The sequence below is a fragment of the Streptosporangium vulgare genome (genome assembly GCF_042428775.1).
GTDB classification, from domain to species: Bacteria; Actinomycetota; Actinomycetes; order Streptosporangiales; family Streptosporangiaceae; genus Streptosporangium; species Streptosporangium vulgare.
This window is the reverse complement of the sequence record NZ_JBHMBS010000019.1, coordinates 17513-43291: the sequence shown is the minus strand read 5'-3', so window position 1 is coordinate 43291 and position 25779 is coordinate 17513. Positions and strand designations below refer to the sequence as shown.

Here is a 25779-nt window from a genome sequence, read left to right as displayed (position 1 = left end):
ACCCGGGACCGGGCGCCGGCGCGGGCACCGCCCCCGGCCCGCTCAGCTGGCCACCAGGATCGCGATCAGGACGAAGACGACGGTGCCCAGCACCAGCGCCAGGGTGAGCGTGCTGAAGAACGTGCTGAGGACCGCCGCCAGCGCGACGGTCCCGGCTCCGGCCGCCAGGTCGAGGATCATGCGCCCCCGGTTCCGGCGGGCGAACAGGGCGATGCCCGCGTCGACGAGCATCACCGAGCCGTACCCGGTCAGGAGCAGCAGCGCCACCTCGGGCAGCGGTTCCCGCGCGGTCGCGGCCATCAGGGAGACGAGCAGGCCGGTGCCGACGACCCAGCGGCGGTGCAGGACGACCCTGCGGCGCTCGCGGGCCTCCTCCGGCGAGGGCCTGCCCGTCGCCGGGCGCCGCCGCCCCGGCCGCCACTCCCGGGTGCCGAGATCCTGCATCCCGGTGTCCGCCGCGTTCGCCGCGTTCACCGCGTTCGCGGCGTCCTGGGGCTGCCTGCTCCTCGGCACCGGCACGTCCCGGGACCGGGGCTCCGGGAACAGCGCGGGATCCTGGAACGCCACGGCCTCCGGGGAGTCCGCTCTCGCGAACGGCGGGGGGTCGCGGAACACGGCCGCCCGGTGCCGGGTGCCCTCGGCGCGGGCGGCCTCGCGGGCGTCGGCGGTGTCGCGGCGGTGTCCGACCGGCCGCGCGGCGGGGGTGCCGCCCAGCCGCGTCACGATCCTGTCCGCGTGCGGCCGGGCGGCGGGATCGCGCAGCAGGCACTCGCCGAGCGTCGGCTCCAGCCATCCGGGAACGCCGTCGAGGTCGGGAGGGTGGTGCACGACGCGGTAGCCGATCGCCGACGCCGGGCCGGTGCCGTAGGGGTGCCGCCCCGTGGACGCGTACGCCAGCGTCGCCCCGAGGGCGAAGATGTCGGCCTCCGGGCCGGCCTCGGCGCCCTCCAGCACCTCGGGCGCCAGATAGCCGGGCGTGCCGAGCACGGCCCCCGAGGCGGTGACCGAGGGCGAGTCGAGCGCGGAGGCGATGCCGAAGTCGATGACGACCGGCTCCCCGTCGGTCAGGATCACGTTGGCGGGCTTGAGGTCGCGGTGCACCACCCCGGCGGCGTGCACGGTGGCCACGGCCTCGGCCAGGCCGCGCGCGAGCCGTACGAGATCGTCGCCGGCGACCGGCCCGTCGGCGGCGACCACCGCGCCGAGCGGGCGGCCCTGCACGTAACGGGTGACCAGGTAGGGGCGGGCCCCCTCCAGGGAGGCGTCCAGGATCTCGGCGACCCGCGGGCCCTGGACCAGCCGCATGGTGTCGACCTCGCGGGCCAGCCTGGTCAGGGCCGTCTCGTCGGCCGCGACGTGGGGATGCAGGATCTTCACCGCCACCGTGCGCCCCTGGGGGTCCAGCGCCAGGTGGACCTCGCCGAAACCTCCGGCGCCCAGTCTCGACAGCAGGCGGTAGGGGCCAAGACGTTCACCGTCCGGCGCAACCATGCGACTCCTTCCGGCGGGTCCCCTCCATCGTGCCGCAGAGAAGGCGATCGCGCACCGGTCGGCGACCGTTAAGGACCCGCCGTCGGGACCGTTACCGCCAGAACGTGAGGAATCCGAGGCCGAGGCTCTTCATCAGCTCGTCGAAGAGACCGCCGACGAGGTCGAGCACGCCCATCGCGCCCTCGTTCGCCGACTGCCGCCACTGCGCCGTGAGCTTGTCGACGACCTCGGTCGGAGGCTGCCACGGGGAGAAGGACGGGACCACGCTGAACGCGGCCATCACCGCGAAGAACGCCAGCGTGCCCAGCACGATCGTGGTCACCATGCCCGCGCCGGGACTGCGGATCACCCCGCTCAGCGCGCGGGCGACGGCCTTGCGGGGCTTGCCGCCACCGGGCAGCACGAACAGCCCGGCCACGAAGGCACCCGCGGCGTAGGCGGCCGCGAAGTTCTTGTTCATGTCCCCCGCGTAGACGAGGAACCCCCACACGCACATGCCGAACATCGCCGACAGCACCCCGGTCGCCAGCGTCCCGAACGCGGACCTGATCAGCGCCCACGGGGTGCCGAGCACCGCGAGCAGGGGGTCGCTGGCGCTGCTGCCCCGGATGGAGCGTCGCTGGGCCAGGTCTCCGAAGAGGTGCTCGCCCACGCGCAGGCAGAGCGCGGCAGCCAGCGCGAACACGCTCACCACCACGGGCAGCATGCAGGCCAGCGCCACCAGGATCGTGAGCAGCAGCACCGAGGCGAGCGGGTGGGCGGCGCGGTAGCGCTCCTGCGGAGGGGTGCGGGGCGCGGGCCGGTCCTGGGTGGGGGCCTCACGCCGCGCCTGGACCGGCGGCGGGTAGGGGCGCGCCTGGCCGGTGGGCGGCGGCGCCGGATACCCGGCCACCCGCTGGTCGGCGAAGGGCGGCGGGGCCGCGGCCCTGACCTGCGCCGAGGGCGGCGCGGGGACGTAGGGGGGCGGCTTGGAGGCCGGGACGTACGGGGGCGGGGCCGTCGCGGCGGACCCCTGGCCCTGCTCCTGCCTGGGCCTGCGCTCACGCCGCTCCGGCTTGGCGTACTCGACCGGCGGGAGCAGGTCGGCGTAACCGCCGTCCTGCGGCAGCGCCCGGGTGCCGCTAAGCGGCGGCGACGACGGGGAGGGGGAGGTGGGCTGACCGTCCAGGACCCTGGTGCCGTCGGCGTTGAGGACCTTCGTCCCGCCGCTTTCGAGGACGGAGGTGGGCGGCGTCTCCTGGAAGGCCGTCACGTTCGGGTCGAGGGCGCGGGCCATCCGGTGCAGCTCCGTCGCGGACGGCCGGGCGGCGGGGTCGACGGCGAGGGCCCGCCGCAGCCAGCCGCGCAGCCACGCGGGAGCCAGGTCGACGTTCGCCCGGCCCTCCATGATGTTGAAGCAGACGACCTCGAAGCTGCCCGTGCCGAACGGCGGCTTGCCGGTCGCGCCGAAGAAGACCGTCGAGGCCAGCGCGTGCACGTCGGCCGCCTGGGTGATCTCGGAGTCGCGGATGATCTCCGGGGCGAGGTAGCCGGGGGTGCCGACGAACATGCCGGTCTGGGTGAGCCGGGTCGCGTTGACCAGGTGGGCGATGCCGAAGTCGATGACCAGCGGGTCACCGTTGACGATCATCACGTTGGACGGCTTGAAGTCGCGGTGGATGACGTCGGCGGCGTGGATGGCCACCAGCGCCGCGCACATGCCCTGCGCCAGCCGGATCACCTGGTCGGCGGGGAGCGGGCCGTCCTCCAGGACGGTCTCCTCCAGCGTGCGCCCCGGGGCGAAGCGGGTCACGATGTAGGGCTGCTTCGCCGTCAGCTCGGCGTCGAGCACCTCGGCGACGTGCTGGCTGCGCACCCGCCGCATGGTCTCCACCTCGCGGGTGAGCCGGTCGCGTGCCTTGAGGTCGGCGGCCACGTGCGGGTGCAGGACCTTCACGGCCACCTCGCGCCCGTCCTCGTCGAGCCCGAGGTGGACGACGCCCATGCCGCCCTCGCCGATCTTCCTGAGCAGGCGGTACGGGCCCAGCCTCTCGGGCGCCCGCGTGTCCCCGGTCATCACGCCGCCTTCTTTCGTAGGTGTTCCAGTTCGGTCACCACCGTCCCGACATCGACCGGCGTCCACACCGCCCGTCGTGCTGTGTCTCCCACGGTGCCGATCGCCAGGAAGACCATCAGCGCCGCCACCGCCGCCAGCCCCGCGGCGGCGATGATGGCCGCTCCGCGTGACGGCAGCAGTGATGCCAGCGTACGTCGCATCTGCCGGCTTGGGCCCTCGACTCCGGGTCCGGCGCAGACGGTCCAGAGCGCGACGGCCGTCCCCCAGCTCAGCGCGTTGGTCTCCGGCATGCTCCCGACCAGCACCGCGAGCAGGAGCGTCACCGGCAGGCCGAGGATCAGCGCGTACGGCACGAGGGCGATGGTGATACCGATCGACTTCAGGAGCGCGGCCGGCTGGCCGAGCACCCGGAGGACGTCGGCCGCCGCCTCGCCCGCGGCCCTTCGGGAGTTGAGCGCCGGCTGGGCGATGTCGGCGGCGCGCAGCAGGATCGCCACCGGGATCACCAGCGCGGCGACGATCACCGGGGCGATGACCGCCGCGACCGTCATGATGACCAGCATCAGCACGCTCGCCACCCCGTACGCCTTGGAACGCTGCAACGCGTGCCCCGGACGCTGGCCGGGGTGGAGCGCCGACGGCACGGGCTGCTGAGCCTGCGGGGGATGCTGGGCGTGCTGCTGGGGCTGGGGATGCGGATAGGGGTAGGGAGGCGGTGCGGGGGTGCGGACGTGCGGGGTCTGCTGCTGGTCGAACGGGGCCTGCCGCTGCGGGTAGGGCGGCGGGGGCTGGCCACCGGGCTGCGGTGACCGGCCCGGTTGGGCCTGCTGACCGGGCCGGCCCTGCTGGCCCGGCTGGCCAGACTGGCCCGGCTGGTCGGTGTACTGGCGGATGTACTCCTGCAGGTCCTGGGGACGGACCCGCTGGGTGGGGATGTCCCCGTCGGAGACCGGCGCCGTGGCGCCGCCGTCGGCGGCCGGCGCCGCCTGCCGGTCGCCCGCGGCGGGAGTGGACGGACCGGGCACGGCACCCGGACCGCGGGTGGGGACGTCCTCGGGGGCGAGCATGCCGGTGGGCAGGTCGTACGCGGCCTGCTGGGCCGCCGCGGCCTGGCGCAGCTCCTCGGGCGTCACCCGGCGGGTGGGCCACGGGTCGGGCTGCTCCTCGCCGAGCAGCGAGACGTACTCCTGGGGCTGGACCACGGGGGCGGGAGGCCAGGAGGTGGACCGCTGGACCGCGGGGCGTGACGCCACCGGGGTCGGCACGTCACCCGGCTCGTCGACCGCGGCGCCCTGGCGCCCGGGGACGCGCGGGCTCGGGGCGCCGGGGCCACCGGGAGCACCTGGAACACCGAAGGCGCCCGGGGACCCGGGAGCGCGGGAGCCGGGGGCGGGGTCGTCGAACTCGGCGACCGTGGTGATCTCGTCGGGCACCCGGGGCCTGCCGGGGCCGGTGCCGGGGCGGGGCAGCAGGCGCGCCACCTGCGCCGCCAGGTCGGCGGCGGCGGGCCGCCTCGCCGGGTCGCGCTGGAGCGCGGCCCGCAGGACCGGCTGGAGCGCCTGGGGAACGGCGTCGACGTTCGCCTTGCCCGCGGTGATGTTGTAGAAGATCATCTCCAGCGTGCCCTTGCCGAAGGGCGGCAGGCCGGTGGCGGCGAAGACCAGGGTGCCCGCCCAGGCGTGCACGTCGACCTCGGGCCCGGCCTCGTGTCCCTCGATGATCTCGGGGGCGAGGTAGCCGGGGGTGCCGATGAACATGCCGGTCTGGGTGAGCCGGGTGGCGTCGACGGCCTGCGCGATGCCGAAGTCGATGAGGACCGGCTCGCCGTCCAGGATGAGGACGTTGCCGGGCTTCAGGTCGCGGTGGATCACCCCGACCGAGTGGACGGCGGCCAGCGCCGACGCCACCCCGTGCGCGACCCGCAGCAGCGCGGGCAGCTCCATCGGGCCGTCCTGCTTGACGACCTCGTCCAGCGGCCTGCCCGCGACGTAGCGCGTCACGATGTAGGGGCGGTGACCGGTCACGTCGGCGTCGAGGACCTCCGCGATGTACTCGCTGCGCACGCGGCGCATCGTCTCGACCTCGCGCGAAAGACGGCGGCGCGCGACGTCGTCGCCCGCCACCTCGGCGCGGAGGACCTTCACCGCCACCTGCCGGCCCTGCGGGTCGACGGCTAGATGGACCACGCCCATACCGCCCTCGCCGAGCCGCCGCAGCAGCCGGTAAGGGCCCAATCGGTCGTCCTGATTCATGGCATGAAGCACCATATCGGCTTAGACCTCGCCCACGAGATGAACCATCGGGCCACATTTTCCGACTGAATAACGTTCACAGAACCCCGACGGTTTCCCGATTCCCGCTCTCACTTAATCTCATTTCCGCTTCAGTTCGCCAGGTGGAGAACCTGCGCGCTCTTCAGTCCGGCCAGCAGGGAGCCCGGCACGGCCAGCTTGGAACGGCGGACGCCGCTGCCGATCACGACCTCCGGGTGTGCCGCCACCGCCTCGTCGACGAGCACCGGCCAGTCCTCGGGCAGCCCGAGCGGGGTGATCCCGCCGTACTCCATGCCGGTGAGCGCGACCGCGTCGTCCATGGGCGCGAACGAGATCTTCCGCGCGTCCAGATGGCGCCGGATCACCCCGTTGACGTCGGCCCTCATGGTGGCGAGCACCATGCACGCCGCGTAGCGGGTCTCCCCCGCGCGCCGGGCCGCCACGATCACGCAGTTGGCCGACTCGTCCAGGCCCACGCCGTAGCGCTCGCAGAAGGCCGCCGTGTCGGCCAGCTCCGGATCGATCTCGGCGACGGTCACCCCGCCGACCCCGCCGAGCCCACCGCCCCCGCCGAGCCCGCCGATCGCCCGCGCCACCGGCTCCGCCAGCAGGTCCGGCCGCCCCGCGGCGCTCGTCCAGTCCAACGTCCCGATCGCCATCGCCGTCTCGCCTCCCTGGGAATTCCTTCGGGAATTCTCTCGCACCGGAGACCTTACGGCGGCGGGGTGACACTCAGGAGGGCGTCTGGAGCACCCGGTGGTGCAGATCGGTGACCGCCCTCCTCGCGGACTCCATGGCACCGGCCTGCCAGGCGGTCAGGTGCGAGAGCCAGTCACCGGCGAAGTAGACCCGGCCCGCCGGGCGCTGCAGCAGGGCGTAGTCACTCCCGAAGGAGGGCCAGCTCGCCCAGCCGCCCTCGATGTACGGCTGGCGCCCCCAGGCGATCGAGACGCTGGAGCGCAGCTCGGCCCGGTACTTCTCCCCGTGGATCTTCTTGCCCTGGGTGAGCGCGCGGTTGCGGCGTTCGCGGTGGGAGAGGCCGGTGTACACGTCGGCGTTCTCGTCGACGTTGTAGTAGCCGACCACCAGGCCGCCACGGGAGTGGAAGCCGTAGGAGGGGTACCAGATGTGGGTGATGTCCAGGTCCGTCTCGGTGGCGCCGCCGTAGATGCGGTCGTCGATCTCCCACCAGCGCCTCCCGTACTCCAGCCCGATCTTGCCGGCGGAGACGGGTACGGGCGTGCGGAGCGCGGCGGTGACCGGGGTGCCGAGGTTGTGCGGCAGGCGTGCGAACAGGTGGGGCGGCAGGGTCGCGACGCAGTAGTCGGCGCGGACGACGCCGGTCCCCGCGCCGTCCCGGTGCGTGACCTCCACGCCGTCGGGGAGGTTCTTGATCCCGGTGACCGGCGTGCCCGTCCTGATCCGGTCGCGGCCGACCGCGTCGGCGAGCGCGCCGGTGATCGTGTCCATGCCGCCCACCGGCTGGAACATGGGCATGACCTGGTCGTAGCCGAAGTCCATGGTGACGTACCTGCCGGTGCCCGCGGCGAGCACGTCGCGCAGCGAGGAGGCCGTGCCCACCGAGACGCCCTCGCCCACCCCGGGGTAGGTCTCGAACCCCCGCCGCCGGGAGTCCCGCCGGTAGGCGAGGTCTGGGCCGAGGTCGCCGAAACGCCGCAGGAACTCCTCCAGCCGCTCGCGGTCGTCGGCGGTGAGACGGCGGTTCAGCGCGCCCGCGTTGCTCGCCTTGGCCAGCAGCTCCCCGATGTAGCCGTACAGGTCCGCGCGGGCCGTGCGCGCCCGCGCCGGGGCGGTCATGCCGCGTGTGTAGACGTACGCCGAGGCGTTGTTGTTGACGAAGATCTCGACGGGTACGCCCAGCTCGCGGCAGTAGTCCATGGTGACCATCCAGGGCGCGATCCGCGCGGCCCCGGCGTTGAAGTAGACGCCCTCCTCGAACCCCGCGGTCTGTGTCTCGCCGCCCAGCTCCTCCAGCCGGTCCCCCGCGCGCAGCGTGAGGTTCCTGCCGCCCACCCGGCCGGACGCCTCCAGGACCGTGCAGTCGTAACCGGCCTTGCCCAGCTCGTAGGCGCAGGTCAGCCCGGCCACGCCCGCGCCGAGGACGACCACCTTGGCCGCTCCCCTGCCGGTGAGGGAGAAGTCGGAGCGCTGCGGGGGTGCGAAGTTCCTGTCCTGGGACTCCGGGGCGAGTCCGAGGGCGCCCATCGCCGCGAACATCGCCCCGGCTCCCCCGGCCGCGCCCACGCCGACCAGCAGCGCCCTGCGCGTCAGGCCCGCTCCCGCGGCGGGCGCGGTCCTGGTGGACGCGGCGGTGACGGTTGCGGCGGAGGCGACCACCGCGTCGTCGGCCCGCGCGGGACCTGTCTCGTCACTCGTGGGGGTCGTCAAGGGTCAGCCGTACGCGCCGCTGCCGCAGGCGACCTGGCCGCCGATCATGGCGAAGATCCCCAGCAGGGCCATGATCTGCGAGAAGTCGTCGGTGGTGAACTCCGTGTGCCGCGGGCCCGCCGCCGTCACCCCGGGGATGATCGCGCATCCGGCGGCGATGGCGGTGGAGTTCCACTCGACGCCGAGGGTGAACGGCGGCTCGGGGGCGCAGAGGCGGAAGTCGGCCACCCGGTCGAGCGCGCGGGCCGCGGCCTCGCGGATGCGGGCCTGGGCGACGGCGGGCGGCAGGAGCTCGGCGGCGAACCTGTCGATCCCCTTCTTGACCGCGACGGTCTCCACGTCGCCGAGCAGCTCCCTCGCCTCCTCGCAGACGGCCTCGTCCCCGGTCACCAGGACCACGGGGACGCCGAGCGTCCCGGCGAAGGAGGCGACGAGACGGGTCTCCCCGCAGACCTCGCCGTTGAGGTAGACGTTGTGGATCTCCTTGCCCATCCAGGTGTGGTTGAGCACGCCGTGCTGGACACCGGCCCGCGCGTGGTAGCCGGCGAAGCAGGCCGCCCGGTAGCTCGCGTCCAGGCCCTGCCCCATCCGCAGCGGCTTGCCGGGGCCCCGCAGCAGGGTCGCCCGCTCGTCGAGCAGGTCGATCCTGAGGTTCTTGGTCGAGCCGTGGGCGTCGTTGACGCGCACGGCGGTGGCCCCGGCGTCGAACACGCCCTCGACGACCGCGTTGGCGTCGGCGGTCATCAGCTCACAGCCGCGCTCGTAGCCCCGGCCCCCGGCGTGCATCTCCTCGGGGTCGGTGAGCCCGGTGACACCTTCCATGTCGACCGAGACGTAGACCTTCACCTCGCGCCCCAGGTCTCGACGCGACGCGCCTCTTCCTCGCTCATGAAACCGATCTCCCCGTCCACGAAGTCGTGAACCTGCTTGCGCCACGGTTCGGGAATCTCCGCGACCGCGGGCGGGTAGCAGCGGTCCAGCCAGGCGGTGGACGCCTCGGTCGCCCGGAGATAGCGTGCCGCCGCGGCGAAGACCGTGTCCTCGATGCCGGGCACCCGGGCGCAGCCGTACTCGATCATCTCCTGGCCCCCGTACGGGGGCGGCTGCTGCCACTTGCGGGCGACCGGGCGGCCCGCGGTGATCGTGGTGCGGAGCGGGCGGCGCTCGACGGCGGCCTGGATGAGCTCCTTGTACAGGCACTTGCCGCAGGTCCCGCAGGGGCCGCCCACCCCGCGCAGGCACCAGCGGAGCTGCCCGCGCAGCTCGGAGCCGAGGGCGAGCCGCATCGTGACGGCCTCGCTCACCCCGCCCACCGGGAGCACGATGTGCAGCCCGGCCGCGGCGAACGCCCGTCCCCAGGCGCCGTGCGGGGCCCACATCAGGTTGTCGGGCGTGTAGCGGTGGATGTAGCGGGCGCCTCCCAGCCAGCGCGACCCCAGCTCGTAGCCGAAGGCAAGGCCGCCCAGGTCGAGCTCGTCGGCCATCAGCAGCGCGCCCGCGGCGACCGCGTGGTGCTCGGGGTAGCCGGGGCGGGGCTCGGCGAGGGTGAACTCCAGGTCGGAGCGGACGACGGTCAGCTCGCGGCCGGTCTTCTCGGCCAGCGAGGCCAGGACGTCGGAGCGGTAGTGGGTCCACCGGTTGGGCACGCGCGGGTGGGAGACCCGCTGGAAGTGCACGAACGGCGCGTCGGGCAGCATCGCGGCCACCGCGACCGAGTCGGCCCCGCCGCTGTAGGAGATCGCCAGCCTGCCGCCGGACCGCGCCCCGGTGGTCCCGGTGGGACCGGCCTCGATCCCCCAGCCGTCGCCGATCGCCCCGGCGAGCTCCGGCGAGATCGGCCGGTCGAAGGTGACGCGGCGCCGGGTCCACGGCGCGACCACGGTCCACGCGGTGAGGGCGAGCAGGTCCGGGTGGATGTCACGCGGCGCTCGCGGCAGTTCGACCCTGAAGGTGTTCGTGGCCAGCTTCAGGGCCGCGCCGTCGGCGCAGTGGCCGGTGACGCCGTCCTCGGGGTCCAGCCGGAACACCAGATGCCAGGTGCCGCCGTCGGCCGTCCAGGCCACTCTCACGCCGTGTCCCCCATGCCCACCGTGCTCACAGCGCCCCCGGCCCTCCCCGCGCCCTCTGTGCCTACTGTGCCCCCTGCGCCCGTCGCGCTCCCGGTGGCGCGGTCCACGGCCTGCCAGAGCAGCACCTCGTTCTGGAGCACCCCGTCCAGCGCGACGGCGGTCTCCTGGGCGAGCCGGTGGGCGTCGTCCCAGCGCCCGGCCCGCGCCGGGTCGAGTTTGACCCCGGCCACCCGCGAGCGGAGCTCGACGACCTCCGCTCGCAGCGCGGTGACCTCCCTGGCCAGCGTCTGGACCTCCCAGAGGGCGTCCTTGACGTCCTGCCGGTGGTCGGCCCTGGAGATGTACCGGGAGTCGAACCAGCCGAGAACCGCCCGCCGCAGCGGGGCGGGCACCAGCGCACGCTTCACCAACCGCACCATAACCCGGCACGATACCGGCAATCCTCGATCATCCAGGACCAATCCCTACAAGCTCCGCCTACCCCGGCGGACAGGTCAGCGGCCGGTGAACTCGGCCTTCGACCTCTCGGAGAAGGCTCGCATGCCGATCCCCGCGTCGTCGGTGGCGAACAGCCCGGAGAACTGCAGGCGCTCGATCTCCAGGCCGGTGTCGAGATCGGTCTCCAGCCCGGCGTCCACGGCCCTCTTCGCGGCGCGCAGCGCCAGGGCGGGACCTCCCGCGAACCGGGCGGCGTACGCGAGGGCCTCGGAGTACACGTCCTCGTCGGGGACGACCCGGTCCACCAGGCCGATGGCGAGGGCCTCGGCGGCGGGCACGTGGCGCCCGGTGAAGATGAGGTCCTTCGCCCTGGCCGGGCCGACCAGCCGGGGCAGCCGCTGGGTGCCGCCCGCCCCGGGGATGATGCCCAGCAGGATCTCGGGCTGGCCCAGCTTGGCCGACTCCCCGGCGATCCTGACGTCGGCGCACAGCGCCAGCTCGCAGCCGCCGCCGAGCGCGTAGCCGGTCACGGCCGCGACGACCGGCTTGCCGATCCTCGCGACGGCCGTGAAGCAGTCCTGCAGGACCCGCGAGTGGACCGCCATGTCGGCGTACGACATGGCGGCCATCTCCTTGATGTCGGCCCCGGCCGCGAAGACGTTCCCGCCGTAGAGGACCACGGCGTACACGGCGTCGTCGGCGTCCACCTGCCGGGCGCACTCGGCGATCTCCAGCTGGACCTGCCGGTTGAGCGCGTTCATCTTCGGCCGGTCCAGCCTGATCGTCGCGACCCCGTCGGCCGCCTCCACCCGCACGAACTCACCCATGGACGTCCTTCCGCCTTCCGCCGGGGCCCGCGGGCCGCGCCGTGATCCCTGTCGATCCGCGTCGATCCCCATTGATCTCTGTGCCGCGAACCACCATAGGGCGCGTCTCAGTTGACGGGCATGGCCAGGTCCCTGCTCTCCCCCGCGTTCCTGCCCGGGTCCTCCTTCGCCCGCCTCGGCAATCCGGCGATCGTCCTGCGGTAGATCGCCTCGTACGCGCGGGCCATCACCTCCACGCCGAAGAAGCGCTCCACGCGGGAACGGCAGGCACGCGGGTCGAGCGCGTCCGTCGCCTCGACGGCGGCGGGGAGCTCCGCGGGATCGCTCCGGATGAATCCGGTGACCCCGTCCACGACCACCTCGGGCACGGCGCCCCTGCAGAGGGCGACCACGGGCGTGCCGCAGGCCATGGCCTCGATCATGACCATGCCGAACGGCTCCTCCCAGACGATCGGGAAGATCAGGCACCGGGCCGCCGCGAGCAGCTCGTGCTTGCGCGCGGTGTCGGCCTCGCCGACGTACTGGGCGTCGGGGCCGAGCCGGGGCCTGACGTACTCGTCGAAGTAGTCGTACTCGATCTTCTCGGTGAGCTTGCCGGCGAGCAGGATGCGCCGCCCGGCGGCGCGGGCGGCGTCGATGGCCAGGTGGGCGCCCTTGTCCTCGTTGAACCGGCCCAGCCACAGCACCCAGTCCTCCTTGCGCTCCCTGAAGGGGAAGGCCGTGACGTCGACCGCGTTGTGGACCACCCCCGCCCAGTTCAGGTCGGGCGCGACGCGCCGCTGGGCCTCGGAGATGGCGACCATCGACACGGCGGAGCCGAGCACCCGGTAGTACTCGCCGAACTCGCCCCCCACCTCCCCGTGGCAGGTGATCACCGTCGGGACGGCCTGCGCGGGCGCGGTCAGCGGCCCGGCCAGGGTGTGGTCGTGGATCACGTCCACCACGAGCTTCGAGGTCATCGCGTACGCCTTGGCGGCGTGCAGGACCTCGGGCAGCGGCTCGCCGATCCGCTCCGAGGGTGCCCGCCCGTAGGTGCTCAGGAAGCGCGCGGAGGTTCCCGCCCGGCCGGCCCCGATCAGCGTGATCTCGTGCCCGCGCCGGGTCAGCCCGGCGACGAGGCCGGCCACCATCGACTCGATGCCCCCGTAGCCCTGGGGCGGCACGTCGTACCAGGGCGGCGCGACCATCAGGATGCGCATGCCCTCCGACCATCCGGGGACGTTTCTCGAAGAGACCATGGCCACCTCACTAAGAAAACGAAGACGAAGACGCGGGACCTGGAAAGACGCGGGAGAGACGGTCAGTGGACCTGCCGCAGGGCGGCGGTCACCGGGCTGCGCGGCTCGTTGATCAGGGTGATCCCCTCGGGCAGCCCGCTCACGGTGGCGCCGTCCTGGCCGACCTCGATCGTGACCCGGGAGCCCGCGAGCGGCAGTCCCTGGATCCGCAGGCCCTCCAGGCCGACGGGATCCAGCCACACCCGCCGGTACGGGATCCACGGCTCGAAGCGCAGCAGGCTCCTGACCAGCTGGATGGGGCTCGCCGCGGCCCACGCCTGCGGCGAGCAGGAGGTGGGGTAGGGCACCGGCCAGGTGAACTCGGCCCGGTCGAACCCGCAGAACAGCTCGGGCAGCCGCCAGCCGAAGACCTCGGCCGCGTCCAGCAGGCCGAAGGCGATCCGCTGGGCCTCGCCCGTGAAGCCGTAGCGCATCAGCCCGGCCGCGATCAGGGCGTTGTCGTGCGGCCAGACCGAGCCGTTGTGGTAGCTCATCGGGTTGTAGGCGCCCATGGTGGTGGCGAGGGTCCGCACCCCGTACCCGGTGAACATCTCCGGTGAGAGCAGCCGCTCGGCGACGAGGGGGGCCCGGTCCTCGTCGACGATGCCGGTCCACAGGCAGTGGCCCATGTTGGAGGCGAGGCTGTCGATCGCGCGCCCGGCGCCGTCGAGGCCGATGGCGTAGTAGCCCCGGTCCGGCAGCCAGAAGCGCTCGTTGAAGGCGTCCCTGAGGCGTTCCGCGCGGGCCTTCCACTGCTCCTCCAGGGCGCTGTCGCCCGCCTCGTGGGCGAAGTGGGCGCGGGCGATGTAGGCGGCGTAGACGTAGCCCTGGACCTCGGCCAGGGCGATGGGCGGGCCGGCGATGGTGCCGTCGGCGAAGTTGACGCCGTCGAAGGAGTCCTTCCAGCCCTGGTTGATCAGCCCGTGGTCGGTCTTGCGCCGGTAGGACAGGAACGGGTCCGCGGACCTGCGGATCCAGTCGAGGGCGGCGTCGACGTGCGGCATGAGCTCCTCGACGGCCTCCCCGTACATGCCCCACCGGCGCAGCTCGCCCATGACCATCACGAACAGCGGGGTCGAGTCCACCGAGCCGTAGTAGGCGTGGCCCGCGTGCGGCGAGGCGGCGGTCTGCGTGCCGAAACGGAGCTCGTGCAGGATCTTGCCCGGCTCCTCCTCGGTCAGCGGGTCGTCGACGGTGCCCTGCAGCCTGGCCAGGCGCCGCAGGGTGCCCAGCGCCAGGCACTGGTCCATCTGGAGTGCCATCCACGAGGTCAGCAGCGAGTCACGGCCGAACAGGGTCATGAACCACGGCGCGCCCGCGGCGATCGTCGGCGGCTCGTCGGGCTCGCCGGCCTCGAAGAGCCGCAGCGCGCCCAGATCCTCCTTGGAGCGCTCCAGGACCTGGGCCAGGACGCGGTCGGAGGTGATGATGATCGGGCTGAGGCGCTCCCAGTCGGCGCGGCGCCTGGCGGGCTCCGCGTGCTCCAGCGGGCGGTGGGTGGAGAACCACGCGGGCGACTCCTCGCCCTCCAGGATCGGGTTGACCTGGAGGCTGACGGTCCACTCACCCCGCTCGGGCACGACGACGCGGAAGATGAGCACGCCGGGCACGGCGAACGGCGCGGGCTCGGCCACCACCCTGGTGCCGCGCGAGCGGCAGGCCGAGACGATCAGCAGTCCCGTCCTGTCGGACGTCATCTCCACGTCGGTCACGTGCCGGATCCGGCTGGCCTTCACCTCGAACAGGTCGGCCATGTCGGAGGCGACGTGGATGTCGACCACGCATCCGGCGGGCTCGCTCCCCAGGTTGCGCAGGGTGAGGTCCTCGCGCAGGCCGCCGCCGACGTAGCGGTCCCTGACCACGAGCAGGCTGCTCTCGGCCCGCCCGGGGCGGGGGGCCGCCTTGCCGAGGAACGTCGCGTGGTACGGCTCGGCCGGGAGCACCCTGAGCGCCTCCACCGGCAGCTCGTCCACCCTCAGCTCCCAGCGCGACAGGATCCGGGTGTCGGCGTGGTAAACACCCTGCGCCCCGCCGGGGAGGATGTCGCCGTTGCGGGCGCACACGCAGAAGGAGCCACCCTCGACCAGCGTGACCGTGGTGTCCCCCAGCGCGCCCGGCTGGCCCTCGAACGTCCAAGCGTCCACTGTTCTCTCCAGGATGTACAAGATGTCGGCTATGTAGCCATTCCCACCACATACAAGAAAGAACTATGCAAAAGACGTATATTGTCGCGTTTTGCCACATAAAAGGGACTTTGCCCAAGTTCGCCCGACCCACCGCCTCCAAGGCCGCCCACCGGCGGAGGCTCACGTCCTCACGGACGAGACCACCCACCCCCCGCGACAAAAGCCGCGAAAGACGGGCCACGCGCGAACGGTTGGAGTCACAACCGGAAAGACCCTGGCACACCTGAACTTGAACCGGTAGTAGTCATTCAATTACTTAAAGTGACTACGAAAGGGAGGATCTTGTGTCAGGTATGAACCGGAGGGGGTTCGCCAAACTGGCCGGGCTGGGCGCCGTGGGAGCGGTCGGCTCGGCCGTCGAACCGGCGGTCGCGGCGGCGGTCTCGCTCGCGGATCCGGCCCCCGCGCGCACCGGGCGGGAGCCGCGCGACGCGAGGCGCTGGGACACCTGCACCCGGGTGGCCCGGGACCTGCTGCTCGTCGGCGAGGACGGCTCGGACCTCAAGCTCGAATACCTCAAGGTGCTGATCGACAACGGCCTGCCCAGGACCCGCTCCCCCAAGAGGATCCTCGTCGTCGGCGCCGGGATCGCCGGGCTGGTGGCCGCGACGCTGCTGAAGCGGGCCGGGCACCGGGTCACCGTCATCGAGGCCAACGGCAACCGGATCGGCGGCCGGATCAAGACCTTCCGGACCGGTTTCGCCGACCGGTCGCAGTACGCCGAGGCGGGGGCGATGCGCATCCCCGACTTCCACCCGCTCACGCTGGCGCTCATCGACAAGCTCGGCATCACCCGGCGCCTGTTCTACAACGTCGACGTACGGCCCGGCGACGCGGCGACCGGTCCCGTCCCGCCCGTCGTCTACACCCCGCGCCGCGGGCCGGCCTGGCGCTCCGGCCCGTCCCGGGGGGAGTTCACCGCCCCGGAGCGGGCGAACCACACCCTGATCCGGGTCAACGGCATCACTCAGCGCCGCGACGAGTACGCCAGGAACCCGCGCGAGATCAACGCCTCGTTCGGGCTGCGGGACGGCAGGACCGCCGGGAAGATCCTGGACGACGCGCTCGACCCGGTCAGGGACTACTTCTCCGTCGTCCGCGGCTCGGCGCGGGTCGACAAGCCGCTGCCGGAGCTGATCGAGGGCTGGGCCCGCGTCCTGTACGACTTCGACGACTACTCCATGAACCGCTTCCTGCGCGAGCACGCCCGGCTGAGCGACGCGGCGATCGACGCCATCGGCACCCTGGAGAACCTCACCTCCCGGCTGCCGCTGTCGTTCATGCACACCTTCCTGACCCGGAGCCTGGTCAACCCGTCGGCGACCTACTGGGAGATGGAGGGCGGCAGCCGGGAGCTGCCGTACCGGCTGGCGCCGGGGCTGCGCGGCGACATCCGGATGGACCGGCGGGCCGTGCGGATCCGGCACACCGCGCGGGGCGTGCGCGTCGAGACGGTCACCGAGACGGGCAGCACCGAGTCCGACTTCAGGCGCCAGGGCAGGGGCGAGACGTTCGAGGGAGACCTCGCGATCATCACGATCCCGTTCTCCGCGCTGCGTCACGTGGAGATCGCCCCGGCGCTGCCGTACCCCAAGCGGCGCGCGATCATCGAGCTGCACTACGACTCCGCGACCAAGGTGCTGCTGGAGTTCCGCAGGCGCTGGTGGGAGTTCGACGAGCGTGACTGGAAGCGGGAGCTCGGCCCCCGCTACCGCCCGGGGTCCGCGGCCCACGTGACGGGCGGCGGGTCGGTCACCGACAACGCCAACCGGTTCGTCTACTTCCCCTCCCACCCGGTGCCCGGCAGCGAGGGCGGCGTCGTGCTGGCCAGCTACTCGTGGGCCGACGACGCCACCCGCTGGGACTCCATGGACGACGACGAGCGCTACGGCTACGCGCTGCGCGGGCTGCAGGAGGTGCACGGGGAGCGCATCTCCGAGTTCTACACCGGCCACGGCATGACCCAGAGCTGGATGCGCAACCGCTACGCCTTCGGCGAGGCCGCCGTCTTCACGCCGGGCCAGATGACCGAGATCCACCCCGCCATCGCCACCCCCGTGGGACGGCTGCACTTCGCGGGCGAGCACACCTCGCTGAAGCACTCCTGGATCGAGGGCGCCCTGGAGTCGGCGGTCCGCGCCGCCCTGGAGGCCAACGCCTGACCCCTCGCCCCTCACGGCGGGGTCTTCTCTCCGCGTGGCCCGCGGCACCGACCTCCGCGGGCCACGCGCCACCGGGCCGCCGCGGGATCAGGCGCGCTCCGGGGTCACGGCGCCGGGAACCTCTCTCGGGCGCCAGGGATCGAGTGCTCAACCCTACCCATCGCACCACTCCGCGTGTCGGTACTCGGACACTTCCGGACCCATCGGTGTCGCGACGTCGTCCGCGAAGCTCCATAAGGCTTCGTGAAGCCCCGCGAAGCCCTGTGCGTCCGCTCGGCCCCGCCCGTCCTCCCGGGAACGCGAGGACCCCCGCGCCCCCACCGGAGACCGGGAGGAGCGCGGGGGTCCCGCCATCCGGCGCGCGCGCCGGATGGTCACGCGGTCAGCGCAGGGTGCCGTTGGTCATGCCGACGGGCTCCTCGGGCACCGCGACCAGGCCGAGCTCCGAGGTCGACGCCACCAGCGGGTGGTCGGGGACGACCCGGACGGTGTAGCCGAAGGGCCCGGTGCGGTCGAGGGGGATGGTCCCGGCGAAGACGGCCCTGCCGTCGTCGCCCTCGGACTCGACCGTGAGGTCGGCGTAGGACGGGGCGGCCAGGTCGTCGTGGTCGCCGACCCGGCCGTAGGCCGCCTGGACCCGGATGTCCCCCGGCCCCAGCTCGCCGAGGGCGATGGTGGCCTTCAGCTCCAGGGACGTGCCGAGCTCCGGGGTGCTGTCGCCCAGGCCCGAGGCCTCCACGTGCTCGACCCGCACGCCCGGCCAGGCCTTGCCGACCTTGAGCTTCCACGCCGCGAAGCTCCTGGCCTGCTCGTACCCCTCCCCGGAGAGGGCGCGGGCGGACTTGGCGGCCGGGGCGTAGAGGTCGACCACGTAGTCGCGCAGCATCCGCCCGGCGAGCACCTTGGGGCCGAGCGAGTTGAGGGTGTGCCTGACCATCTCCAGCCAGCGCCGGGGCAGCCCGTCGGCCCGGTCGTAGAACCGGTCGGCCACCTCGTGCTCGATCAGGTCGTACAGCGCGGCGGCCTCCAGCTCGTCGCGGCGGTCGGGGTCGGCGACGCCGTCGGCGGTGGGGATGGCCCAGCCGTTGGTGCCGTCGTACCACTCGTCCCACCAGCCGTCGCGGATGGACAGGTTGAGCCCGCCGTTGAGCGCGGCCTTCATCCCGGACGTGCCGCACGCCTCCAGCGGGCGCAGCGGGTTGTTCATCCACACGTCGCAGCCCTGGACGAGCAGCTGGCCCAGGGCCATGTCGTAGTCGGGCAGGAAGACGATGCGGTGCCGCACGTCCTCGGAGTCGGCGAACTTCACGATCTGCTGGATGAGCTTCTTGCCGCCCTCGTCGGCCGGGTGGGCCTTGCCCGCGATCACGATCTGCACCGGCCTGACGGGGTCGAGCAGCAGCGCGCGGAGCCGGTCGGGGTCGGACAGCATCAGGGTGAGCCGCTTGTACGAGGGCACCCGGCGGGCGAAGCCGATGGTGAGCACCTCGGGGTCGAGGGCGTCGTCGATCCAGCCGAGCTCGGCCGGCGAGGCGCCCCGGTTGATCCACGACTGGCGGAGCCGCGCGCGGGCGGCGACGACCAGCTTCTCGCGCAGCCGTCCCCTGATGCCCCAGACGTCGCCGTCGGAGATCTTGCCGATGCTCTCCCAGCCCTGGGCGCGGTCGACCAGGGTGGGCAGCTCCTTGCCGGCCAGCTCCATGATCTCCCGGCCGACCCAGGTGGGGGCGTGCACACCGTTGGTGATGAACCCGATCGGGATCTCCTCGGTGTCGAACCCCGGCCACAGGCTCTGGAACATCTCCCGGCTCACGGCGCCGTGCAGCTCGGAGACGCCGTTGACCCGCTGGGCCAGCCGCATGCCCATCGCGGCCATGTTGAACTTGCCCGGCTCCTCCTCGGCGCCGAGCGCGAGGATGCGGTCGACGGGGACCGTGGGCCAGGCGTTCTCGCCGCCGAACTGGCGGCCGATCATCTCGGCCGGGAAGCGGTCGATCCCGGCGGGCACGGGGGTGTGCGTGGTGAAGACGGTCCCGGCCCGGACCGCCTCCAGGGCCTCGTCGAAGGAGAGCCTGGCCTCGGTGAGCTCGCGGATGCGCTCCAGGCCGAGGAAGCCGGCGTGGCCCTCGTTGGTGTGGAACACCTCGGGCTCGGCGTGCCCGGTGGCCCGGCAGTAGGCGCGGATGGCGCGGACGCCGCCGACGCCGAGCAGCAGCTCCTGGAGCAGCCGGTGGTCGCCGCCGCCGCCGTACAGGCGGTCGGTGACGTCGCGGGCGGCGTTGTCGTTCTCCGCCACGTCGGAGTCGAGCAGCAGCAGCGGCACCCTGCCGACCTGGAGCACCCAGACCTGGGCGTGCAGCGTGCGGTGCTCGGGGAGGCTGATCTTGATGCGTACCGGGGTGCCGTCCTCCTCCCGCAGGAGGGTGAGCGGCAGGCCGCCGGGGTCGAGGGAGGGATAGTGCTCCAGCTGCCAGCCCTCGGGCGAGAGGGACTGGGTGAAGTAGCCGTGGCGGTACAGCAGGCCGACGGCGAGGATGGGCACGCCGAGGTCGCTCGCGGCCTTGAGGTGGTCACCGGCGAGGATGCCGAGCCCGCCCGAGTACTGCGGCAGCGCCGCGGCGATGCCGTACTCCGGGGAGAAGTAGGCGATGGCCTTGGGCGCGTCGGACATGGTCTGGTACCACCGGGGGGCGGTCATGTACTCGCGGAGATCGTCGGCGGCGTCGGCGAGCCGCCTCAGGAAGCGGCGGTCGGCGGCCAGCTCGCGCAGCCGGGCGGCCTCCACGGCGCCCAGCAGGGCGACGGGGTCGTACCCGACGCGCCCCCAGATGGCCGGATCGACCTCGCCGAACAGATCCAATGTCTCCGGATGCCATGACCAGCGCAGATTGAGGACGAGCTCGCCGAGGGAGGCCAGCTCCGGCGGCAGGACGGTGCGGACGGTGAACCTACGGATTGCTCTCACGGTGCCAGACCCTAGTTACTCAGCGCCACGAGGGCGACTCAAACACTCACGCGTCTCCCTCTCACCGCTATCAATCCACCCCAAACACATCAAAGAGAGGTGATCGACTGTTAGGACGACTCGCGGAAGAGTAAGAGGTCCCGCACTCTATCCATCCGTACGCATGAAGATGGACTATTGGGGCACCGGAGATACGAGCCAGAACGTACTGCCCTCGGGACCCGGCCGTCCCATCAGGGCGGGGCTTCCGCTTGCCCCGAGACCGGCCGCCCGGGGATGCTTGAAAAAACGAAGATCTTTCCTTGCTGACTTCCCCGGCGGTACCGGGCGTGCCGCCGCTACCTTGAGACGCGATGATCGGACGAATCCCAATCCAGGACATCCACCCCACGGTCGACTGCGGGCGCCGCCCCGCCAAGGCCGCCGCGGGTGAGACCTTCGAGATCTCCGCGACCGTGTTCCGCGAGGGACACGACGCGGTCGCGGCAGGGGTCGTGTTCACCGGCCCCGGCGGCGTGCGCGGCCCCCTGCTGCCCATGGGCGAGCTCGCCCCGGGCACCGACCGGTGGGGCGTGGAGGTGACGCTGCCCACCGAGGGTGAGTGGCGTTTCCGGGTGGAGGCGTGGAGCGATCCCGTGGCCACCTGGTTGCACGACGCGGGCATCAAGATCCCGCGTGACCTGGACGCCGACCTGATGTGCGAAGAGGGCGCCCGGCTCTTCGACCGTGCGGCGAGGGCGGTGCGTGCCGCCGACTGCGGGCCGTCGACCGGCCCCGCCGGCGGGACGGTCGCGACCGGCGGACCGGTGAGCGGCAGAACCCCGGCGGCGCGGGCGGCGAAGCGCCCCAAGGTCGCGCAGCAGCACGTCTGCGGGCACCGGGCCGCGCTCCAGGCCGTCGCGGCGCGGCTGCGCGACCCCGAGATCGACCCGCGCGCCCGGTTCACCGTGGCCCAGATGCCGGAGACGGCGGCGATGCTGCGCGCCCACCCGCTGCGCGACCTGGTGACGAGGTCGGCCCCGCGCACGGTCCTGGTACACCGCCGCAGGGCGCTGTTCGGGTCGTGGTACGAGTTCTTCCCGCGCTCCGAGGGCGCGATCATCGAGCAGGGCGTCGCCCCCAAGTCCGGGACCTTCCAGACCGCCGCCAAGCGGCTGCCCGCCGTGGCGAAGATGGGCTTCGACGTCGTCTACCTGCCGCCGATCCACCCGATCGGGCACAGCTTCCGCAAGGGGCGCAACAACACCCTGACGCCCGAGCCGTACGACCCCGGCTCCCCCTGGGCGATCGGCTCCGAGGAGGGCGGCCACGACGCCATCCACCCCGACCTGGGCACCTTCGAGGACTTCGACGCCTTCGTGGCCAAGACCCGCGAGCTGGGCATGGAGGTCGCCATCGACCTCGCCCTGCAGTGCGCGCCCGACCACCCGTGGGTCAAGGAGCACCCGGAGTGGTTCAACGTCCGCGCCGACGGCTCGATCGCGTACGCGGAGAACCCTCCGAAGAAGTACCAGGACATCTACCCGCTGAACTTCGACAGGGACCCCAAGGGGATCTACGAGGAGATCAGGCGGGTCGTACGGCTGTGGATGGACCACGGGGTGCGGATCTTCCGGGTGGACAACCCCCACACCAAGCCGGTGGCCTTCTGGGAGAAGCTGCTGGCCGACGTGCACACCACCGACCCTGACGTATTGTTCCTGGCGGAGGCCTTCACCCGCCCCGCGATGATGCGGACGCTGGCCAAGGTCGGCTTCCACCAGTCGTACACGTACTACACGTGGAAGAACTCGCGCTCGGACGTCGAGGACTATCTGGGCGAGCTCTCCCACGAGACGTCGCACTACATGCGACCCAACGTGTTCGTTAATACTCCGGACATTCTCCATGAATACCTTCAGCACGGGGGAGTCCCGGCATTTTATATCAGAGCAGTGCTCGCGGCCACGGCGATGCCGACGTGGGGCGTGTACGCCGGATATGAACTTGCGGAGAATGTACCGGTTAGACCGGGTAGCGAAGAATACCTTGATAGTGAGAAATATCAGTACAAACCCCGCAATTGGGTAGAGGCCGAGCGAGAAGGTCGTAGCCTCGCCCCGTTCATCACACAACTCAATTTGTTCCGAAGAGCACACCCGGCGCTCCAGGAACTGCGTAATCTACGGTTTCACAGCGTCAACAACCCGGATGTGATCTGCTTCTCCAAGCGGTTGCCCGGTGCCTACGACACGGCCACACGACGGCACGGCCTGGGCGACGTTGTCCTCGTCGTCGTGAACCTGGATCCGCACAACACCCATGAGGCGACGGTGTCGCTGGACATGCCCGCCCTCGGTCTCGACTGGCAAGCCGAGTTCGTCGTGGACGACGAACTGTCGGGCGAGTCGTATCGCTGGCGGCAGGACAACTACGTGCGCCTCGATCCCCACATCCACCCAGCGCACGTCTTCACTCTGCGTGCCGCGGCGGCGAACCAGCGGTGAGCCGGCCGGGTACGCCTATACCGGCAGAACAGCGGGGAGTCACTGGTGAGTCAGCTACCTGAGCCAATTCCTAACACCTTCGACGAGGAAAAGCCGCGCGACCCGTACTGGTTCAAGCGAGCTGTCTTCTACGAGGTTCTCATCCGGGGTTTCGCCGATTCCAACGGCGACGGCACCGGAGACATCCGCGGTCTCATCCAGAAGCTGGACTATCTCCAGTGGCTCGGTGTCGACTGCCTCTGGCTGCTTCCGCTGTACGAGTCGCCGCTGCGCGACGGCGGGTACGACATCGCCGACTTCATGAAGATCCTTCCTGATTTCGGCGATCTCGGAGACTTCGTGAAGCTGGTCGACGAGGCGCACAAGCGTGGCATGCGGGTCATCGCCGACCTGGTGATGAACCACACCAGCGACCAGCACCCGTGGTTCCAGGCCTCCCGCCACGACCCCGAGGGGCCGTTCGGCGACTTCTACGTCTGGAACGACAACGACGAGCTCTACAAGGACGCCCGGATCATCTTCATCGACACCGAGACGTCCAACTGGTCCCACGACCCGGTCCGGGGCCAGTACTACTGGCACCGCTTCTTCTCCCACCAGCCGGACCTCAACTACGAGAACCCGGACGTGCAGGACGCGATGCTGGAGGTGCTGCGCTTCTGGCTGGACCTGGGCATCGACGGCTTCCGCATGGACGCCATCCCCTACCTCTTCGAGCAGGACGGCACCAACTGCGAGAACCTGCCCCGCACCCACGAGTACCTGAAGCGGGTCAGGGCCGAGATCGACCGGCTCTACCCCGACCGGGTGCTGCTCGCCGAGGCCAACCAGTGGCCCGCCGACGTGGTCGAGTACTTCGGCGACTCCGCCACCGGGGGTGACGAGTGCCACATGGCGTTCCACTTCCCGCTGATGCCGCGCATCTTCATGGCGGTCAGGCGGGAGTCGCGCTATCCCATCTCCGAGATCATGGCCCAGACGCCGAAGATCCCGGAGAACTGCCAGTGGGGCATCTTCCTGCGCAACCACGACGAGCTCACCCTCGAAATGGTGACGGACGACGAGCGCGACTACATGTACTCGGAGTACGCCAAGGACCCCCGGATGCGCGCCAACGTCGGCATCCGGCGGCGGCTCGCCCCGCTGCTGGAGAACGACCGCAACCAGATCGAGCTGTTCACCGCGTTACTGCTCTCCCTTCCTGGATCCCCGGTGCTGTACTACGGCGACGAGATCGGGATGGGCGACAACATCTGGCTGGGCGACCGCGACGGCGTGCGCACCCCCATGCAGTGGAGCCCCGACCGCAACGCGGGATTCTCCGACTGCGACCCGGGCCGCCTGTACCTCCCGGTGATCATGGACCCGATCTACGGCTACCAGGCGCTCAACGTCGAGGCGCAGCAGCGGAGCGCGGGCTCACTGCTGCACTGGACCAAGCGGATGATCGACATCCGCAAGCGTCACCCGGTCTTCGGCCTGGGCGAGTTCACCGAGCTGAACTCGTCCAACCCGAGCGTCCTCGCCTTCGTGCGCGAGCTCGGCGACGACCGGATGCTGTGCGTCAACAACCTGTCCCGGTTCCCGCAGCCGGTGGAGCTCGATCTTCGCCGCTTCGAGGGAACGGTCCCCGTGGAGACGATGGGAGGGGTGCCTTTCCCATCGATTGGCGAGCTTCCGTATCTTTTGACTCTTCCTGGGCATGGGTTCTACTGGTTCACCCTGCCACCCGCATCCCAGGAGGCGTAAAGCCGTGTTGACGGAGCTCCTTACCGGTTGGATCACCCATCAACGATGGTTCGCCGGTAAGGGGCGCCCGATCGACGATCTCACCGTCGACTCGGACGTGGAGCTGTCACCACGCCTGCGCCACCTGATCATCTCCGTTCACCAGTCGGGGGCGCGCGACCGCTACCAGTTGCTGCTCGGCAGCGAGGCACCGGAGTGGGCCCGGTTCAAACCGGCCCACATCGGCGGCGGCTACTACGACGCCGCCTACGACGCCGATCTCACCGCCGCCCTGCTCGAAGGCATGGCCGCGGACCGCGACCTGGGCGCGCTCCGCTTCCGCCACCTCGACGGGGTGGAGATCGACACCTCCAAGCGCAGCCTGGTCCTCGGCGCCGAGCAGTCCAACACCTCACTGGTGTACGGCGACACCTACATCTGCAAGCTGTTCCGCCGCCTCACCGCCGGGGTGAACCCCGAGCTGGAGATCGTCACCGCGCTGGCCCGCCGCGACGGCACGCACATCGCCCAGCCGTACGGCTGGATCGAGACCGACCTCGACGGCGAGACCACCACGCTGGCGATGACCCAGCAGTTCCTGTCGAACGCCAACGACGGCTGGGCCCTCGCCCTGGCCAGCGTCCGCGACCTGTACGGCTCCCTCGAACCCTCGGCCTCCGACGCGGGCGGCGACTTCAGCTCCGAGGCCTACCGCCTGGGGGTGACCACCGCCACGGTCCACCAGGAGATGGCCGCCGCCTTCCCGACCGACGTGATCGAGTCGCAGGAGGTCAAGCGGATGGTCGAGGAGTTCCGCCGCCGCCTGACCGTCGCGGTGGCCGAGGTACCCGCTCTCGGCGAGCACGCCCACGCCGCCGAGGAGGCCTACCAGCGCGTCTCGGACGTGGCCGGGGAGATGCCCGTCCAGCGCGTCCACGGCGACTACCACCTCGGCCAGGTGATGCGCACCACCAACGACTGGATCATCCTCGACTTCGAGGGCGAGCCGGGCCAGCCCATCGCCGAGCGCCGAGCGCTGTCCTCCCCGCTGCGGGACGTGGCCGGGATGCTCCGCTCCTTCGACTACGCCGCCCGCCACCTGCTGGCCGACCACTCCAACGCCGACGAGCTCCGCCCCCGCGCGGTGGAGTGGGCCGAGCTCAACCGCTCCTCCTTCCTCGCGGGCTACTCCGCCGGAGGCGGCCACCTGCGCGCCGAGGACGCCGTCCTGCTGCGCGCCCTGGAACTCGACAAGGCCGCCTACGAGGTGGTGTACGAGTCCCGCAACCGGCCCACCTGGCTGCACATCCCGATGGCCGCCTTCAAAATCGGCCATTAGGCGCCCTCCCCGGCGCGAGGAGAGCGCCGAACGGCCGCCGGTCGGTGGACCGGCGGCCGCACGAACATCTCAG

16 protein-coding genes are annotated in these 25779 nt (G+C 71.7%); 4 read left to right on the top strand and 12 right to left on the bottom strand.

All coding sequences use genetic code 11. The annotated features are described in order from the left end of the window. Positions 1-42: 42 nt before the first annotated feature. From ACFFRH_RS30930 to ACFFRH_RS30880, 11 genes are all read right to left on the bottom strand, one after another. Entirely contained in the window at positions 43-1491 is a 1449-nt protein-coding gene (locus ACFFRH_RS30930; RefSeq protein WP_344746044.1) for a serine/threonine-protein kinase, read from the bottom strand. A gap of 91 nt (positions 1492-1582) precedes the next feature. After that, complete coding sequence (locus ACFFRH_RS30925) at positions 1583-3547, bottom strand: protein kinase domain-containing protein (RefSeq protein WP_344746045.1); 1965 nt, start codon at positions 3545-3547, stop codon at positions 1583-1585. After that, entirely contained in the window at positions 3547-5799 is a 2253-nt protein-coding gene (locus ACFFRH_RS30920; RefSeq protein WP_386161132.1) for a serine/threonine-protein kinase, read from the bottom strand. The genes ACFFRH_RS30925 and ACFFRH_RS30920 overlap by 1 nt, the downstream gene beginning before the upstream one ends. Before the next feature lie 131 nt (positions 5800-5930). After that, complete coding sequence (locus tag ACFFRH_RS30915) at positions 5931-6479, bottom strand: YbaK/EbsC family protein (protein WP_386161131.1); 549 nt, start codon at positions 6477-6479, stop codon at positions 5931-5933. 73 nt (positions 6480-6552) lie between these two features. Next, positions 6553-8229 carry a flavin monoamine oxidase family protein gene (locus ACFFRH_RS30910; RefSeq protein ID WP_386161130.1) on the bottom strand — a complete coding sequence of 559 codons (1677 nt, stop codon included), beginning with the start codon at positions 8227-8229 and terminating at the stop codon, positions 6553-6555. A 3-nt stretch (positions 8230-8232) separates the two neighbouring features. Then, on the bottom strand, positions 8233-9075 hold the full coding sequence (locus ACFFRH_RS30905) for a M55 family metallopeptidase (protein WP_386161129.1): 843 nt from the start codon (positions 9073-9075) through the stop codon (positions 8233-8235). Next, on the bottom strand, positions 9072-10298 hold the full coding sequence (locus ACFFRH_RS30900; RefSeq protein WP_386161128.1) for a DUF6395 domain-containing protein: 1227 nt from the start codon (positions 10296-10298) through the stop codon (positions 9072-9074). The genes ACFFRH_RS30905 and ACFFRH_RS30900 overlap by 4 nt, the downstream gene beginning before the upstream one ends. Continuing rightward, a complete protein-coding gene (locus ACFFRH_RS30895) occupies positions 10295-10705 on the bottom strand; it encodes a hypothetical protein (protein ID WP_386161127.1) in 411 nt (136 codons plus the stop codon). The genes ACFFRH_RS30900 and ACFFRH_RS30895 overlap by 4 nt, the downstream gene beginning before the upstream one ends. An 87-nt stretch (positions 10706-10792) precedes the next feature. After that, a complete protein-coding gene (locus tag ACFFRH_RS30890; protein ID WP_386161126.1) occupies positions 10793-11563 on the bottom strand; it encodes an enoyl-CoA hydratase/isomerase family protein in 771 nt (256 codons plus the stop codon). Between the two features lie 107 nt (positions 11564-11670). Beyond that, positions 11671-12801 (bottom strand): glycosyltransferase family 4 protein, encoded by a 1131-nt coding sequence (locus tag ACFFRH_RS30885; protein WP_386161125.1) that lies wholly within the window; start codon positions 12799-12801, stop codon positions 11671-11673. Between the two features lie 62 nt (positions 12802-12863). Continuing rightward, the gene (locus ACFFRH_RS30880; RefSeq protein ID WP_386161124.1) at positions 12864-14984 is read right to left on the bottom strand and encodes an amylo-alpha-1,6-glucosidase; all 2121 of its coding nucleotides are present in this window, start codon (positions 14982-14984) and stop codon (positions 12864-12866) included. Between the two features lie 335 nt (positions 14985-15319). Between ACFFRH_RS30880 and ACFFRH_RS30875 the strand changes: the two genes are divergently transcribed. After that, positions 15320-17188 carry a flavin monoamine oxidase family protein gene (locus tag ACFFRH_RS30875; protein WP_386161123.1) on the top strand — a complete coding sequence of 623 codons (1869 nt, stop codon included), beginning with the start codon at positions 15320-15322 and terminating at the stop codon, positions 17186-17188. Positions 17189-17570: 382 nt separating this feature from the next. Here ACFFRH_RS30875 and glgP read toward each other — a convergent pair whose 3' ends face one another. Next, the gene (gene glgP / locus ACFFRH_RS30870; RefSeq protein WP_386161122.1) at positions 17571-20153 is read right to left on the bottom strand and encodes an alpha-glucan family phosphorylase; all 2583 of its coding nucleotides are present in this window, start codon (positions 20151-20153) and stop codon (positions 17571-17573) included. 353 nt (positions 20154-20506) lie between these two features. On the opposite strand from glgP, the gene ACFFRH_RS30865 reads away from it, so the two are divergent. Genes ACFFRH_RS30865 through ACFFRH_RS30855 form a run of 3 tightly spaced genes read left to right on the top strand, consistent with a single transcriptional unit; the run spans position 20507 to position 25706 of the window. Continuing rightward, the gene (locus ACFFRH_RS30865; RefSeq protein ID WP_386161121.1) at positions 20507-22639 is read left to right on the top strand and encodes an alpha-1,4-glucan--maltose-1-phosphate maltosyltransferase; all 2133 of its coding nucleotides are present in this window, start codon (positions 20507-20509) and stop codon (positions 22637-22639) included. A 45-nt stretch (positions 22640-22684) separates the two neighbouring features. Beyond that, a complete protein-coding gene (gene treS, locus ACFFRH_RS30860) occupies positions 22685-24388 on the top strand; it encodes a maltose alpha-D-glucosyltransferase (protein ID WP_350969381.1) in 1704 nt (567 codons plus the stop codon). A 4-nt stretch (positions 24389-24392) separates the two neighbouring features. Further along, positions 24393-25706: a maltokinase N-terminal cap-like domain-containing protein gene (locus ACFFRH_RS30855; protein ID WP_386161120.1), complete on the top strand. Its 1314-nt coding sequence runs from the start codon at positions 24393-24395 to the stop codon at positions 25704-25706. Positions 25707-25779: the final 73 nt, after the last annotated feature.